Origin of the sequence: Altererythrobacter sp. CAU 1644 (assembly GCF_029623755.1) — a bacterium.
GTDB lineage: Bacteria > Pseudomonadota > Alphaproteobacteria > Sphingomonadales > Sphingomonadaceae > Erythrobacter > Erythrobacter arenosus.
In genome coordinates this window covers 167,685-183,052 of the sequence record NZ_CP121106.1, presented here as the reverse complement: position 1 = coordinate 183,052, position 15,368 = coordinate 167,685, and the positions used below count along the sequence as shown (strand labels likewise).

Here is a 15,368-nt window from a genome sequence, read left to right as displayed (position 1 = left end):
TGCATCGCCGCGGGGTTGGCCACGCCAAGCTCTCATCGCTTTCGACAGTGGTGAAGCCGCCGATGGCCGATAGTCTGATAGGTGGAGAGAGAACGGGAGACATCTATGGGCGGAAGGGTCGAAGGCAAGATCGCGCTGGTCACAGGGGGCGCGATGGGTCTGGGCAAGGCTGACTGCGAACTGCTTGCCGCCGAGGGTGCGCGGGTCATCGTGACCGACCGCGAAGTCGAGCAGGCGCACAAGGTCGCCGACGCGGTTGGTGGAGATGCGATGGCGCTCGACGTCACCAGCGAAAGCCAGTGGAAGGAAGTCTACAAGGCCATCGAAGAGCGCCACGGCGGTCTAGACATCCTCGTCAACAATGCCGGCAATGTCATCTTCGAGAACGTCGAGGAATGTTCGGCCGACAATTTTCGCCTGCATCTCGACATCCATGTCATGGGCACCTTCTTCGGCTGCAAATACGGCATTCCGCTGATGAAGGGCCGAGGGGGCGGCGGTGCCTCGATCATCAACATGGCCTCGACCGCGGCGCTGATGGGCTATGGCAATATCGTTGCCTATACCGCGGCCAAGGGCGGCATCCGCGCGATGACCCGCTCGATTGCCATGCACTGCCAGGACCAGGGCTATGGGATCCGCTGCAATGCGATCGCGCCCGGGGGCATTGAAACGCCGATGGTGCGTGACATCAGCGGGCGTGCGGGCGAGGAACTGATGGAAATCCCCGACGGCCCGCTACCGGCGGATTCGCTCGGCGCGCCGCGCGATGTCGCCAATGCGATGCTGTACCTCGCCAGCGACGATTCGCGTTTCATCAATGGGATCGTCATCCCGGTCGATAACGGCCTCGATGCCAGACCCCATCACTGAGACCCAGCCTGATCGGGACTGTGCGCCCGCCGGGCGCTATCGCTGGTACGTGCTCGGCCTGCTCACGCTTACCAGCCTGTTCAGCGTCGCCGACCGGCTGGTGTTCTCGATCCTGCTCGAAGACATCAAGGCGGAGTTTTCCTTCAGCGACTTCGAGCTTGGCCTGCTGGGCGGGCTGGCCTTTACCGCCACCTACGTCCTGATCGGCTTTCCCGCCGCACGGCTGGCCGATCGTTCGATCCGCAAGAACATTATCGCCGGCGCGATCAGTTTCTGGAGCGTGATGACTGCGCTGTGCGGCGCGGCGGTGGGCTTCTTCTCGCTCTTCCTTGCACGCACCGGGGTCGGGGTGGGCGAGGGCTGCAGCGGTCCGGCGTCGCAATCGCTGATCGCCGACTATTTCAAACGTGAGGAACTTGCCAGGGCGATGGGGTTCCTCACCTGGGGCGCAACGCTTGGCACGGTGACCGGGTTGATGGCGGGCGGCCTGCTGGCCCAGGAATACGGGTGGCGCATGGCCTTCGTGCTGATGGGCCTGCCGGGCGTATTCATCGGTGCCTTGCTCTACTTCACGGTGATCGAACCGCGGCGTGGACGCTATGCGCCGGTCGGTTCTCGCATCGAGCAGATGCCGCTGCGCGATACCGCCGCGTCGTTGCTGACCAACCGCGTGTTTTTCGGCATCGCGATCGGCTGGGCGGTGCAGATCATGATCGGATATGCGCTGGCGTTCTGGATGGCCGCAGTGATGATGCGGAATTTCGACGTCTCGACCGGCGACGTCGCGGTCTATCTCGGGCTGGCATTCCTGCTGGGCGGCATTCCCGGCCCGGTGCTGGGCGGCTTCCTGACCGACTGGCTGACCCGGCGCGACGAGCGCTGGCGGGCGTGGCTACCCGGCCTCGTCAGCCTGCTTTGTTGCGTGCCGCTGGCGGCGAGCCTTGCCTCGGACCAGTTCTGGGTCTTCCTCGGCTTCTTTGCGCTCGCCTACGGCATCTATGTTGCGAGCCAGGCGCCGATCCTTTCGGGTATCCAGAACACCGTCGAGCCATCGCAAAGGGGCTTCGCCGTCGCCATCGCCTTGTTCTTCAACAATCTGGTGGGGCAGGCGCTCGGCCTCGCGGTGATCGGCTGGGTCAGCGACTGGCTGCAGCCGAGCCAGGGCGACTATTCGCTGACCATTTCGGTCTTCGCCGTTTGTCTCGTCTCAGGTGTGCTGGCGATGGGGGTGTTTGCCTGGACCGCGGCGCAGATGCGCAGCAGCGGCTATCTGGAGCGCATGGGTCGCGCCTAGCAGTGTGCGCTAGAACCCGGGATGCAGCGACATCATCCCGCCATCGACCAGCATGTCGGCCCCGGTCATGTAGGGGCATTCGTCTGACGCAAGGAAAGCGATCGCGGCGGCGGTCTCGGCCGGATCGGCGAGTCTTTTCAAAGGCGAGGTCGCCGCAACTACCTGCTTGAGGCCCGGCGTTGCCTTTTCCGCCTCGGCGAGGATGCCCGTATCGGTTGCGCCCGGGATCACGGTGTTGCAGCGGATCGCGTTACCTTGCTGCGCGCACCAGGTGGCTACCGACTTGGTCAGCGCGCGCACGCCCGCCTTGCTGGCGGAATAGCCGACATCGGTCGGCAAGGGGGTGATTGCCGTGGTCGAGGCGATATTGACGATCGCGCCGCTGGCACCGCCGGGGTTCTTCGTCATCGCGCGTATCGCCGCGCGGCAACCCATCATCGTGCCGGTAAGGTTGACCCCGATCACCTGCGACCAGGCCGCCATGTCGACGTCTCCGATCGAACGGCCCGACACTTTCCCCGCATTGTTGACGAGGATATCGAGCCTACCGAAGGCTTCGACCGCCTCCGCGACGACCTCGTCCCAGCGCTGCTCGTCGCTGACGTCCTGCTGGGCAAACCGCGTGCCGATTTCCTGGCAGAGCGCGGCACCACCTTGGGCGTCGATATCGGTCCCGAGAACCTGCGCTCCGTCGGCCACCAGCCGCCGCACCGTGGCAGCGCCGATCCCGCTGGCGCAGCCGGTGACGATGGCCACCTTGCCGGTGAGATCCGGCACTATTCGGCCTGTTGCCAGATCGCTGCGCTGTCGCGCTCGTTATGAGTGGCAACGAAACGCGCGAGATTGTCGGTCCCTTCGGGGAGCTTCCACCCGACCGTGAAGCCGAAATTGGCGAAAGCGAACATGATCAGGTCAGCGAAGGTGAACCGCCCCAAGGCGAGGTGATTGCTGTCGCCCAGCACGCTGTCGAAATAGCGCCATTTGTCGTCCGACATGGCCGATAGTTCGGCACCGGCCTCGGCGCTGACAACGGCCATGCGCGGTTCGAACATGGGCCGTCCTGCCCCGGCGCGAAAGCCCATCGTCATCGGCACCACGACCTCCTGATCGAACAGACGGACCCACTTGCGGACCTCGGCGCGCTCCAGCGGCGTCTTTCCGAACAGGTTTGGCTCCGGGTGCAACTCTTCCAGATATTCGCAAATCGGCCAACTCTCGGTCAGCACGGTCCCGTCGTCGAGTTCGAGGGCAGGCATGGTCCCGAGCGGATTCTTGGCGACGTAGTCCGCGCTCTGGCGGTTCTCGCCCGTGATGATGTCGTAATGGACCCGCTCGAAACCCGTCCCTTCCTCGATACCCTTCTCGACCAGGAACATGCGCACGAGGCGCGGATTGGGTCCGAGACTGGAATGGAGCTTCATCGCGTTTCTCCTTTCAAGATGGCGGCCGTGGGAAGCACGCGAATTGTTGCCTAGACCGTGCCGGCAAGCCTGATGGACTGCCCGGTCATCCACTCGCTGGCCGGGCTTACGAGATAAAGGACGCAGGCCGCGATGTCCTGGGGCGTGCCTAGCCGGCCCGCGGGCAGGTTGAGCTGCTCGAGCAAGGGACCGAAATCCTCATCCTTCATCGATAGCGCCTGTTTCACCGTGTCGGTCGGGACGAAGCCAGGCAAGATCGCATTCACCCTGATGCCTTGCTCCCCCAGCTCGAGCGCGAGCGTCTTGGTGAGCATGATCACTCCGGCCTTGGCCGCGCTGTAATGGCCGCTGCCGGGGAACGGATCCTGCCCGGCCAGCGACGAGATGTTCACGATCGCACCGCCGCTCGTCATGCGTTTCACCGCCGCTCTGACGCTGTAGAAGACCGAGCCGAGGTTTACCGCGAGGGTTTTCTCCCACTCTTCGACGGGTAGTTGGGTCAGGGGGGCAGATACCAGCGAACCCCCAGCATTGTTCACCCAGATATCAAGCCGGCCGAATTCGTCGATCGCCCGCTGCGCGAGCGCTTCCATGTCAGTGTCGCTCGAAACGTCGGTTTGCTGGAATATCGCCCTTCCGCCCGAGTTCGCTCCGTTGATTGCCTTTGCCGTACGTTCGATCTGGTCGGTGCTGCGCGCTGCACACACAACATCCGCGCCGGCCTCGGCCAACAGGGTGGCAATGCCTTCTCCGATACCTCGCCCCGCGCCGGTGACCACCGCGACCTTGCCTTCGAGGCCAAATAGATTGTCCATCTTCCGTTCCCGTTTGCCTGCCAGCGATTGTTACGGCGCGGGTCGGGGTCGGTCCACTTGTCTAATTGGTCAGGTGATGCTGGTGCTGAGCAGCGAGCGGCGTCCGGATTGCACTATCCAACGACGCGGCCATCTCGACTAGAGGCCGACCTTGAACCCGGCCCAAAGCGTTCGAGGCGTGCCAAGGTCGATCGAACCGCCCTGGTTGCGCGTCACAATGGTTTCATCGGTCAGGTTTTCCCCGCGCAAAATCAACCTGATGCCATCGAGGACCGGGATTTGGGCAAAGGCGTCAAGCGTGGTTGCGGCTGGCAGTACATTGGTTTCCAGGTCGTCCTCGAACTGCGCACCGACATGCCGCAGCGTCGTCGAGAACAGCCAATCGTCCGCCGGTCGATAGGCCAGCGTAGTTCCCGCAACCCACTTCGGAGTTTGCGAGGGGCGGTTCGCGTCGAGCGCGGCGGCAGGTCCCGAACCCTCCGCTTCGGCATCGGTAAAGGCGATGGCGCCGTCCAGGCTAACCGCGCCGAACTTCAGCGCCGCGCTTGCTTCGATACCCCGCGAATGGATCGCGTCGATATTGCGCCGCTGGCGCAGGTTCGGGCCGATCGTGACATTGGCAATCGCGTTCTTCACCCGGTTGTCGAAGGCGGTCAGCGCAAGTGAGATGGCGTCCGCAGGCGCCCAGTCGATCCCCGCTTCGAACCCTTCGAGACGTTCGTTGTCGAGCGCAGCGTTCGCCTGGGTGACGATCGGGAAAACGACGAAGGGACGGTAGAGCTCGTTCAGGGTGGGAAGACGAAGGCCGCTATAGGCTGCGGCGCGCAAGCTAAGCGCATCGTTCACTCGGTAGAGCGCGCCACCGCGGAATGAGGCTTCCCAGCCTGACCGGTCGGGATAGGTCTGGTTGTCGACTAGCAAGCCCGCACCATTTCGCTCGATGAAGAATCCGTCCCGAATGGTGAATCGATCGACCCGGGCGCCCGCCGTCAGGGTGATGGCACCCAGGGTGAGGTCGTTCTCGGCAAAGATGCCAAGGTCCGTATTCGTCCCGCCCGCGTTTCGTCTGGCGGTGACCGCGCCGGAAAAGGCGCTCTGGGCGATTTCGAAGAGCTCGCCATCGGACTTGCGGTAGTCGATCCCCAGCCGCAGCACGTTGCGCCGGCCGGTCGGGGGACGAAGTTCGAATTTCCCGCCAAGGCCTGTGGCGGGCGTATTGCGCTGATCGAGCACGGGTACGAAGCGGGTCGAGGAAATCACGACATTGGTGAAGTTGCGCGCCTGGACGTAGCCAAGCAGGTCGAACTGCCACTCGCCTCGGCCTACCACTCGCAGGCTCGCGTCCTGACCCTCCATGCTGCTTTCGGCGCCGTCAAAACGCAGAGTGCGTTCCTCGCGGTAGACGAGGCCGCGTGCCTGCAATTCGATCATCTCGGTCAGCGGGGCGACGCCGCGCACCTGGACCGAGTAGCCGTCGAAGCTTGCCCGTGCGCTGGCCGGAACGCGATCGGAGGCCGGCGTCGTCCAGAATCCCTTGCCGCGATCCCAGCGGCCCGACACCGAACCGAAGCCCGTGCCGAGTTGTGAAGAAAGGGTCGCGCTCGCTTCGGTATCGCCGCGATCATTCGCGACGAGCATGCCACTGAAATTGCCCAACGTTGCGCCATCGGCGCTCGTCAACTCGATGGTCCCGGCCAGGGCGCCGGCACCAAACGGTCCGGAACCACCGCCGCGGGTCACGCGCACATGCGCGAGCCGTTCGGCCGCAAGCGCCGAGAAGGGAACATAACCGAAAAATGGATCGGTCATCGGTACGCCGTCGAGCAGGACAAGCGCGCGGCTCGTGGCATTACCGCCCAGCGCGCGCAGTGTGGCCCCTTGCGCCGACGGGTTGGCCGAGCGGCTGTCCGAACGGCGGAACTGCTGGAACCCCGCGACCGAGGTGAGCGCGTCTTCGATCCTGCCCGATGGTGCGGATAGCAATTGCTCGCGATCGATGGTCTGGGTGTCATAGGCGGGCGAGGCCGGGGTTTCTCCAAGCCCTTCGCCGGTAACGACGATCACCCGCGTCGGTTCGCCATCCTCATCACCATCTTGAGCCAGGGCCGGTCGCGGCAGCAGGGCGTTGGCCATCGTCCCTGCCACGATCATCGGCGATACGCGTTTCAACATCTGGCTCGACTATTCCTTCCATTCGCACAATCAAGCCGGCGGAAGTCGGGGGACATTCGCCGGCTGCGGGTACGGATCATACAGACGGTTCTGCTCAGTCCAAGCTCGAAGGGTGAAGATTGTGCCCGGCGATTCCTCGCAAGAGCCTTAATTCCACTATCGCGAGCCCCGGTCAGCTCAGCTTCGGTTGATCGAAGGGGGCGCGACCTGCACGCCTCGGTCCTAAGCAATCGATTACCTCAGATCAGGCAAACATCGGCAAGCCATCATGGATCGGAGGGAGGTGCAGTGCCAGCTTCGCAATCACCAAATCAATGCGGAGGGTTGCATGAGGGAATCCATTACCGTCGCCAGCGCCACACTGGTGCTGCTGCTCGCGCTTGCAGGATGCGGCGGAGGAGGGGGGGCGAGTCCAAATTCGACGCCGCTCCCCCCTCCGCCACCCAGTCCTGCGCCGGCTCCGACCCCTACGCCGACGCCGGCCCAGGTGATCAAGCCCGAGACTCTCACTATCGGGACGAATGCGCAGACGGTCGCCTACACGGTTTATGAGACTGACACGCTGTCGAGCGAGAGCAATGTCTCAGGTAGCAAGGATCTCGCGAAATTCATCAAGTCGGTGCCGAGCGAGCAAGGCGCGACCATCCAGCTGGATTTCGATGAAGCCCGCCAGATCTACAAGATCAAGCTGCCAACCGGGGAAGCGGGAGAACTGACCGATCTCGGCTTGAACGGATCGGCAGGCCAGATAGCGAGCTCTACCTTCCACCGCATCTCCTCAAACGGAGAAACCGTGGGTTCGGTATGGATGCCGGTGCCGTTTCGCGAACGCTATCCCTACACCTACTCGCACTACGGGAGGTGGTACAAATCCGAAGGCAACGCCGACGGTACCCATACCAAGATCTACGGCTGGTTCGTTTACGGCTATCAACCTGCTGCTGATGCGATTCCTAGGAGCGGGACCGCGACCTACCGGGCCGAAATCTTTGGTGAGACGCCGGTGGATGCATTCGAAATCTCCGGCACGGTTAAACTGGCCTTCGATTTTGGCTCCGGCACGCTTTCGGGCAGCATGAATCCGTTTCTCTACACCAACGGCTGGTACACCGATCTCGACTATGATTACGGGGTCTATGATTTCGCGCAGACGGTCTATTCCGTTGGCAGCGCGAATTACTCCGGCAAGTTCAGCAAGGATGGCGTACTCCTCGACGCATCGTGGTTCGACGGCAGCCTGACCGGACCCAATGCACAGGAAGTGATCGGTCGGTTTTCGGCCCCGTTTACCCGGGACGGCACGCAGGGAACGATGACCGGCGTCTGGATCGGCAAGAAGGACTGAGCCGTGTTGCTGGTCGCGCTTGTGGCGCTTGCCCAGCCATCGACCGAACGTGCGCCCGCAGGCGAAACCTTGCCGGTCGGAACGCGGGCCGAGATCGAGGCGACGGGGGAACAGATGCTGGAATTTGCAGCAAGGGCGCTCGCCAACAAGGAAGAGGCGCTTGCCGTGCAGATCCTCGAGGCATTGCTCCAGGATCCCAACTTACCGGTCCGAAACGAGGCGCGTTTCCGCCTCGCGATGCTGGCGATGCGCGATCACCGCTGGGACCGGGCGGGCAGCTTGCTGCGATCGATCATTGACGAGGATCCCGGTGCACAGAGGGCCAGGCTGGAGCTTGCGCGGGTGCAGGCCGAAATGGGGCAAATCGAGGCTTCGCGGCGGACCCTGCGCGAGGCGCAGGCCGGCGGGCTGCCACCTGAGGTGGCGCGCCTCGTCGACCGGTTTTCGGCTGCGCTGCGCGAACGCAAGCCCTTCGGCGCGAGCGTGCAGGTCGCCATCGCTCCCGATAGTAACGTCAACCGCGCGACGCGATCGGACACGTTGGGTACGGTGATTGGTGACTTCGACCTAGAGGATGCGGCGCGCCAGTCCTCGGGCGTCGGCCTGTCGCTGCGCGGGGAGGTCTATTATCGCAAGCCGCTTTCGCAGCTTACCTCGCTGATCACTCGCGCCGGCCTATCGGGTGATTTCTACCGTCGCGGCGACTTCAACGATCTGCTGGCTATCGCCTCGATCGGCCCCGAATTTGCGCTCGGGGGAGGGCGGGCCAGCCTCCTCGCTGGGGGGCAAAGGCGGTGGTTCGGCGGGGAGCGCTTCTACGACGCGCTGGATGCGAACCTGCAATGGCAGCGTCCGCTGGACCGGCGTTCACACCTGCGGGCCGGGGCGGGCTATGCGCGCACGAATTACCGTATCAACGACCTTCAGGATGCGCATGGAATATCGGGGTTCGCGAGCTACGAGCGGGCCTTGAGCAGCCGCTCGGGCATCAATCTTACGCTTGGTGCGGCGCGGCAGATGGCGCGCGATCCGGCCTATTCGACTGCCAGCGGGCAATTATCGGTCACCGGTTGGCGCGAGTTCGGGCGAACGACGCTGTTTGCATCCGCATCATACCAGCATCTCGAGGCGGACAAGCGGCTGGCAATCTATCCCAAGCGACGGGTGGACGACTTCTACCGCCTTTCCGTCGGAACGACATTGCGCACGTTCGAATGGAAGGGGTGGGCGCCGCAGCTCCGGCTAACCTGGGAGAAAAACACCAGCCCGATCGAAATCTATCGCTACGACAGGTGGCGCGGTGAGATTGGCCTGACGCGGGCCTTCTAGATCGACCATCAGCTGGTGCGGAGCGATCCCCTGACGAAGGGATCCGGCCAGATTCCGCGCTCGCGCCAATAGGCCGTCAGCCCCAGCCGTTCGGAGAAATCGGAAAATCTCCCGTCCTCGCGAAAGGCGACGGCGGCGGGTGTGAAGATGACTTGGGTTCGCCCCCAGCCTGCGGTCGAATAGAGATCGCCGATACCCTTGCCGTGCGATTTCTGGACGACGGCCCCGCGCCCTTCGAACAGGCCCTCAGCGACCTGGTAGGACGCGTCCACCTCTCCCAGATAGGCGAAGGCCATGATTGCGTTAGCCGCCAGCCCTGGCGCGAGCTTGGCTTGCGCGGTGCAGACTTCCAAGGCGCGGGCGATATCGGGGGAGGAGCGCGTGGCGATCGCCCCCAGGGCGGCGCGCCAGGAATCGATGCTGGCAGAAGTCAGGTTTGCCGGCCGATTGGGCACGTCGTCGAGCAGCGCGAGCCCCGCAGGCGCCCGGTTCGTGAACGCATAAATGACCATCCGGGCGTTCCAGAGCAAAGGATGGCGTGGCCACAGGCGAAGCGCCTGATCGGCAATTTTGTCTGCCTCACCGTTCTTGCCGAAGATCCAGTGTTTCAGGGCGCTCGTGTTATGGCTCGCGGGATTGAACGGCTCGAGCTTGAGGGTCTGCTCCTGGACACTCCAGGAATCCTTGCAGCGACCCATCCCCTGGTAGAAGAAAGACAGTGATCGCTGTGCGGCAGTGTTGTCCGGTGCATCTTTCAGGACTTCGAGAAGTTCGTCTTCCCATTCGGTCCAGGAATGAAGGTCCTTGCGTTGGCTGATCAGCACTACCCGGGCGTTGGCTTCGCGCGGATCGATCTCGATGGCATGGAGCGCCGCCTCGCGCGCTGCGGCATCGTCACCAAGAACGCGTGCCAGCCAACCCCATGCATCGGCTCGTTCCGGATCCATCGCAATGGCCTGGCGAAAGATTTCTTGAGCCTGCGTCCTGCTGTCGGGACGCCCGGACGCCTGGACCAATCGGCCCCGTTCGATCAATTCGTCGATTGCCGTTCCGCGGCGATAGTGGAGCAGCCCATATCCACCGCCCGCGATGGCGGCTGCTGTCGCCAGTCCTCCGATAACAAGCTTTCGCCGAGGCAAGGCGGGTCCGCGCACCTTGGCGCTCTTGCCGACCTTGCCCGCCGCATCTTCCTGTGAGGCGAGGCGATAACCCACCCGAGGGATGGTCTCGATCACGATCACGGCACCGGTATCGCGGGCGACCCGGCGAATTTCGGCGATGGTCCGGTTGATGGCATCGTCACCGACGATCACGCCAGGCCAGCAAATCTCGAGCAAGTCCTCGCGGCTCAGCACGCGCCCCTCGGCGTCGTGCAAGGCCAGGAGCACCTGCATCACGCGGGGTTCGACGGTGGCTTCCGATTCTGGGCCCGTGATCAGGCGGAGCGATGGCTGGACGAGAGCGTTGCCGATCGTGATGTCGGCACGTCGTGCCAGATCCAGTGATTCGTTCACGCAGGTTCGTCCGTCGCTTGTCTCCCGGCGAGAATCTCGCGGCGAGAGCCATGGCATTAGAAGCATAGGGTTTTTCCTGCAATCACGATTGCGCGCCGCAGTCGGACGGTATGGTCAGGCACTGACAAGCGCTCCGCGCACGAATTCGTCCGGCCATGCGCCGCGCTTGCGCCAATAGGCTTCCAGCCCCAGCCGGCGGCAGAGCCCCGGAAATCGTTCGTCGTCGCGGAACGCGTTGGTTGCAGGGATGAAGACGAACTGCGTGCGCCCCCAGCCGGTGGCCGAGTAGATGTCCCTGATGCCGACTCCGCGAGTTTGCTGGACCACATTGCCTTTGCCTTCGAAAAGCCCTTCGGCGACGCGGTACGCCGAGTCGAGTTCTCCGAGATGGGAGAAGAACATGATCGCGTTCGCCGCGAGACCCGGAGCGAGAGGGGCGGCTGCCGTGCAGACCTTGACCGCATTGTCGATTTCGCTGCGGCTTCGGCTATCAATGGCGCGAAGCGCCGCACGCCAGGATTCGATATTCGGTTGTGTCAGCTTCTTTGGCCGACTGGCCTCATCCTCAAGCAGGGTGAGCGCGGCCGGAGCCCGGTCGGTGAAGGCATAGATCACCATGCGCGCATTCCAGGTAAAGGGATTGCGCGGCCACAAATGCATCGACTTGTCGGCGACCTTGTCGGCCTCGGCCAACCGACCGAAAATCCAGTGCTTCAACGCTCGCCGCATGTGAAATCCGGGATTGAATGGTTCGGCTGCAAGGGAGCGCTCATTCATTTGGAGCGAGAGCTTGCACCGCCCCATCCCCTGGTAGAACAGCGTGATGAACCCGAGCGCGAGCGCATTCTCGGGGGCATCATCCAGCACTTCGAGCAGGGAATCTTCCCACACGGTCCAGTCTTCGAGATCGAGCTTCTGCCAAGCAAGAACGACACGTGCATTGGGTTCTTTGGGATCAAGATCGAGCGCGCGAAGCGCCGCCGACCGCGAATGCTGGTAATTCGGCGCGACGGTCGAGAGCCATCCCCAGGCCTCGGCACGTTTCGGTGCGCGCTCGACGGCAGCAGAAAACAGGGCAAAGGCGCGCTCCCGGCCGTCCGGCGCACCCGATCCTTGGAGGATCTTGCCGCGTTCGATCAATTGGTCGACAGCTGCCTTCTCCCGGTAACCCGATATCGCTACCGTGCCGCCGGCCAGCGCAACGGCGGCGACGGCTCCGCCGAGCACGTAATTGCGTCGGTCGATGTCGAAACCGCGGATAGGACGCGATTTGCTGTCCAAAGCGTCGGGGATCGTGTTTGCGGCGAGCCGGTAACCGACGCGAGAAATGGTTTCGATCGCGAGATCGGCGTTCGTTTCTCGGACGGCACGGCGCAGCTCTGCGATCGCGCGGTTGATAGCGTCGTCGCCCACGACCACACCGGCCCAGCATTGTTCGAGCAGGTCTTCGCGGTTCAGGACCTTTCCATCTGCATCGTACAGGGCGAGCAGGACCTGCATCACGCGCGGTTCGACGCTGACACTCGAGTTCGGACCTGCGATCAACCGCAAGGATGGCCGGATCAGCGTATCCCCGATCGTAATGTCAGGCCGCTTGGCCAGATCGTGCGTCTCATGGATGTCGGCCTTGCCATTTCCCGGCCTTGGCGCCGGCGAAGCTGGATCCTGGCCGAATTCAACGTCGCCGGACATCGCTATATCCTTGCCTCGATCCCGATGCCGTATTCGCGGGGATCGCCCGCCGTAGCGAGCGGATCGGGTCCGGAGAAGCGGGCCACCAGGTAGAAATTGTCGAACATATTGCGGACGAATCCGAAGATCCGCGTTGACCCGCGCTCCCAACTGACCCGGGCGTCGAACACGCTGGCCGATCCCACCCTCAGTTCGGGGGAGTTGACGTCGTCGCTGTAGTAGCCCGTCCGGTGGCGGTAGCCGAGGTCGATGGCGAGCGAGGGGGCAGGGCGCCAATCCACGCCCAGCGAGGCCGTGAAGTGAGGCGAGCGCTGGAATTGCTTGTCGAGCAAGGGATCTTCGCTGCTGGGCGTCCGGGTCAGGCGGGTGTCGAGCAAGCCCAGGCCGGCATTCACGCTCAGCCGGTTGCTTGCCTGCCATTGTAGTTCGAGCTCCGCTCCGTGGCTCCATGCGCGCGGGGCATTGCCGATCTCCGACAGGAAAACCGGCCCGGCGGGGGTGAGAACGCCGAAGGTCACCGAACGCTGCGCATCCTTCATCTCGTAGCGAAACAGATTGGCCGCATAGCGCAGCCTTCCGTCAGCCAATCGACCGCGGGCAAAGAGCTCGAAATCCCACAGGGATTCTTCCTCGAAAGCATCGAGGCCGCTTGGCGGCGTGAGCGTGATGCCGCCGGGATTGGCCGCCTTCTGCACGAGAATGCCCAGCGTCAGATCGGGCGAGGATGCGAAGGACAGCGAGAACTTGGGCAGGAAGAACTCGAAGGTCCGATCGAAATCGAGCACCTGGAGAGAGCCGACGCGGCCCAGGGTTCCGCTTCTGACCTGGCGATCGCTTTGATACCGCGCGCCGACTATCAGGGACAGACGCTCGCCGATTTGTGCTTCGCCCTCACCGAACAGGCCGAAGCTGTCCTGCCGGTCACGGAAATCGCCCACACCGAACGGCGTGGAGGAGAGGTCGATGGTCTGCCGCATGCGGCTGCGCGATGCGCTGACTCCGGCGACGGCCTTCCAACCCTCTGCAGCGTGATTGAGGATCAACTCGCCTGATCGATCACGCGCCTTGGTGAGCGTTTCACCGAAGCCGGACGGGGCGAAGCGCTGCAAGGTCGAGCCACCTGCCGTCAGGGTCGAATGCAGGGTTGTCTCGGCGGAAATGTCCCAGGAGGCCCGCAAGGTCCCCGACTCAGACTCGGCCCGGAATATGCCGTAACGCGCGCGCGGATCGCGTCGCTCGCGAAAAGGGATGCGGACGCCTTCGGTTTGCGGGGCCTGCGATCTTGCAATCCAGTACGAGGTCTCGAGCCGCAACCCGGGGAGGGCATCGGGCAGGGCCAGCAGCTTGAGGCGCAACTGGTCGTATTTGTCGCGATTGGGATCGATGTCGACATCGGGCGTGGTGAGTTCGCTGGACGGGCGGCTGCGACGGTGGTCGGCAACGACACGCAAGGCCAGCTGTTCCGAGATCAGCGGGCCTGTTGCCATGGCGGACGCCTGGCGGGTGTCGTAATTCCCGCCGATCAGCCGAGCGGCACCGCCCCAGTCGAACTCGGGCGAGCGGGTTTCGAGGAAGATCGCCCCGGCAATCGAATTGCGCCCCTGGGTCGTCGTCTGCGGGCTGCGGAACACTTCGACGCGCTCAACGTCCCACAGCGGCTGGGTTCCGAACACGAATTCCCCATAGGTGATCGCGCGGCCGTCCACCGTCACCGTGGTCCGTGGGCGGTTGCCGCCGAGAAATGCAGGGAGGTTGTTCAACACCCCGGTCGTGTCGAGACCTCGGATCGCGGGCCCGAGACCTCCCGAACCGATCGTGATGTTGGGCGTTGCGTCGAGCAGTTGGTCGAGCCGGTCGGTATCGGGCTGGCGCGCGAGGTCTTCGGCCGATGTGACCGATACACTGGATGCGGTTTCGGCGAGCGTTCGCTGCCACCGTTCCCCGGTGACGATGATCGGTTCCGAGGATGGAGAGGTGTCTTCCTGGGCGAGCGCCGCGCTTGCGCCGCAAGCGGCCAGAAGCCCCGTCAGGATCGTTGCGGCATGGTCCTTGCCCATACCTAAGAATTACCCTGCTATGGCCCTCATTCTCAATGAATTTCAACGATCATCGGCAATCCATCGGCAATCCATCACCGCCATTTGCCTGCCATTACCGCGCGGGAGCTGCTATGGGGTCAGCTTGGCTACTTCCGCCAACACCCGCTCGGCGTGCTCGCGGCGACAGATCAGCAGGTCGGGGACGAAAGTGTCGCTCTGGTTGTAGACCAGCGACGACCCGTCGATCCTGGAACAGTGCAGGCCATGTGCCCTGGCCACGGCCACCGGCGCACAGCTGTCCCATTCATGCTGCCCACCGGAATGGAGGTAGATATCCGCCTCGCCGCGGATCACCGCCATGGCCTTGGCCCCGGCGCTGCCCATCTCGACGAGTTCGGCCCCCAAGGCCTGCGACACGGCAACCGCTTCTGCCGCTGGTCGCGTGCGGCTGACGACCATCCGGAGCCGATCCGGAGCGGGCGGCATCGCTTGGGGGCGGTCGGTACGCAGGATGGCATTGCAGCCGGGCAGCGCGACCGCACCGACGGCAGCCTCGCCGCCGATCGCCAAGCCGACGTGGACGGCCCAGTCGGTCCGCGCCTCGCCATATTCGCGGGTGCCGTCGACCGGGTCGATGATCCACACGCGCTCCTTGGCAAGGCGCTCCCTCGTGTCCTTGCTCTCTTCCGACAGCAGCCCGTCATCGGGCCTTTGCGCGCGCAAGGCATGGACCAGAAACTGGTTGGCAGTCTGGTCGCCCGCATTGCCCAGCGCCTTGCCTTCGAACATGGCCGAGCCTCTCACATCGAGCAGGATGCGACCGGCCGTTTCGGCAAGATGAGCGGCAAGTTCGGCGTCGGTCATACTCGTTCGC

General features: G+C 63.8%; 12 protein-coding genes. 4 read left to right on the top strand and 8 right to left on the bottom strand.

Features of this window, described 5'->3' with window-relative positions; genetic code table 11:
• Positions 1–105: 105 nt before the first annotated feature.
• Together P7228_RS00960 and P7228_RS00955 are read left to right on the top strand one after the other, a co-directional pair.
• A complete protein-coding gene (locus P7228_RS00960) occupies positions 106–873 on the top strand; it encodes an SDR family oxidoreductase (RefSeq protein WP_278016357.1) in 768 nt (255 codons plus the stop codon).
• Entirely contained in the window at positions 854–2,167 is a 1,314-nt protein-coding gene (locus P7228_RS00955) for a spinster family MFS transporter (protein ID WP_278016356.1), read from the top strand. Before P7228_RS00960 ends, P7228_RS00955 begins: the two co-directional genes overlap by 20 nt.
• Before the next feature lie 9 nt (positions 2,168–2,176).
• Here the strand turns inward: P7228_RS00955 and P7228_RS00950 are convergent, their stop codons facing one another.
• From P7228_RS00950 to P7228_RS00935, 4 genes are all read right to left on the bottom strand, one after another.
• A complete protein-coding gene (locus P7228_RS00950) occupies positions 2,177–2,944 on the bottom strand; it encodes an SDR family NAD(P)-dependent oxidoreductase (RefSeq protein WP_278016355.1) in 768 nt (255 codons plus the stop codon).
• Entirely contained in the window at positions 2,944–3,588 is a 645-nt protein-coding gene (locus P7228_RS00945) for a glutathione S-transferase family protein (RefSeq protein WP_278016354.1), read from the bottom strand. Before P7228_RS00945 ends, P7228_RS00950 begins: the two co-directional genes overlap by 1 nt.
• Positions 3,589–3,638: 50 nt before the next feature.
• Positions 3,639–4,403 carry an SDR family NAD(P)-dependent oxidoreductase gene (locus tag P7228_RS00940; RefSeq protein WP_278016353.1) on the bottom strand — a complete coding sequence of 255 codons (765 nt, stop codon included), beginning with the start codon at positions 4,401–4,403 and terminating at the stop codon, positions 3,639–3,641.
• Between the two features lie 138 nt (positions 4,404–4,541).
• A complete protein-coding gene (locus P7228_RS00935; RefSeq protein ID WP_278016352.1) occupies positions 4,542–6,575 on the bottom strand; it encodes a TonB-dependent receptor in 2,034 nt (677 codons plus the stop codon).
• Positions 6,576–6,903: 328 nt separating this feature from the next.
• On the opposite strand from P7228_RS00935, the gene P7228_RS00930 reads away from it, so the two are divergent.
• Positions 6,904–7,920, top strand: coding sequence for a HupA family protein (locus P7228_RS00930; RefSeq protein ID WP_278016351.1), 1,017 nt, complete (start codon positions 6,904–6,906; stop codon positions 7,918–7,920).
• 3 nt (positions 7,921–7,923) lie between these two features.
• Positions 7,924–9,249: a surface lipoprotein assembly modifier gene (locus P7228_RS00925; protein WP_278016350.1), complete on the top strand. Its 1,326-nt coding sequence runs from the start codon at positions 7,924–7,926 to the stop codon at positions 9,247–9,249.
• Positions 9,250–9,257: 8 nt separating this feature from the next.
• On the opposite strand, the gene P7228_RS00920 is transcribed toward P7228_RS00925, so the two are convergent.
• From P7228_RS00920 to P7228_RS00905, 4 genes are all read right to left on the bottom strand, one after another.
• Complete coding sequence (locus P7228_RS00920; RefSeq protein ID WP_278016349.1) at positions 9,258–10,763, bottom strand: winged helix-turn-helix domain-containing protein; 1,506 nt, start codon at positions 10,761–10,763, stop codon at positions 9,258–9,260.
• A gap of 114 nt (positions 10,764–10,877) precedes the next feature.
• The gene (locus P7228_RS00915) at positions 10,878–12,455 is read right to left on the bottom strand and encodes a winged helix-turn-helix domain-containing protein (RefSeq protein ID WP_278016348.1); all 1,578 of its coding nucleotides are present in this window, start codon (positions 12,453–12,455) and stop codon (positions 10,878–10,880) included.
• A gap of 2 nt (positions 12,456–12,457) precedes the next feature.
• Complete coding sequence (locus tag P7228_RS00910; protein ID WP_278016347.1) at positions 12,458–14,512, bottom strand: TonB-dependent receptor; 2,055 nt, start codon at positions 14,510–14,512, stop codon at positions 12,458–12,460.
• Between the two features lie 111 nt (positions 14,513–14,623).
• Complete coding sequence (locus tag P7228_RS00905; protein ID WP_278016346.1) at positions 14,624–15,358, bottom strand: 3'(2'),5'-bisphosphate nucleotidase CysQ; 735 nt, start codon at positions 15,356–15,358, stop codon at positions 14,624–14,626.
• Positions 15,359–15,368 lie beyond the last annotated feature (10 nt).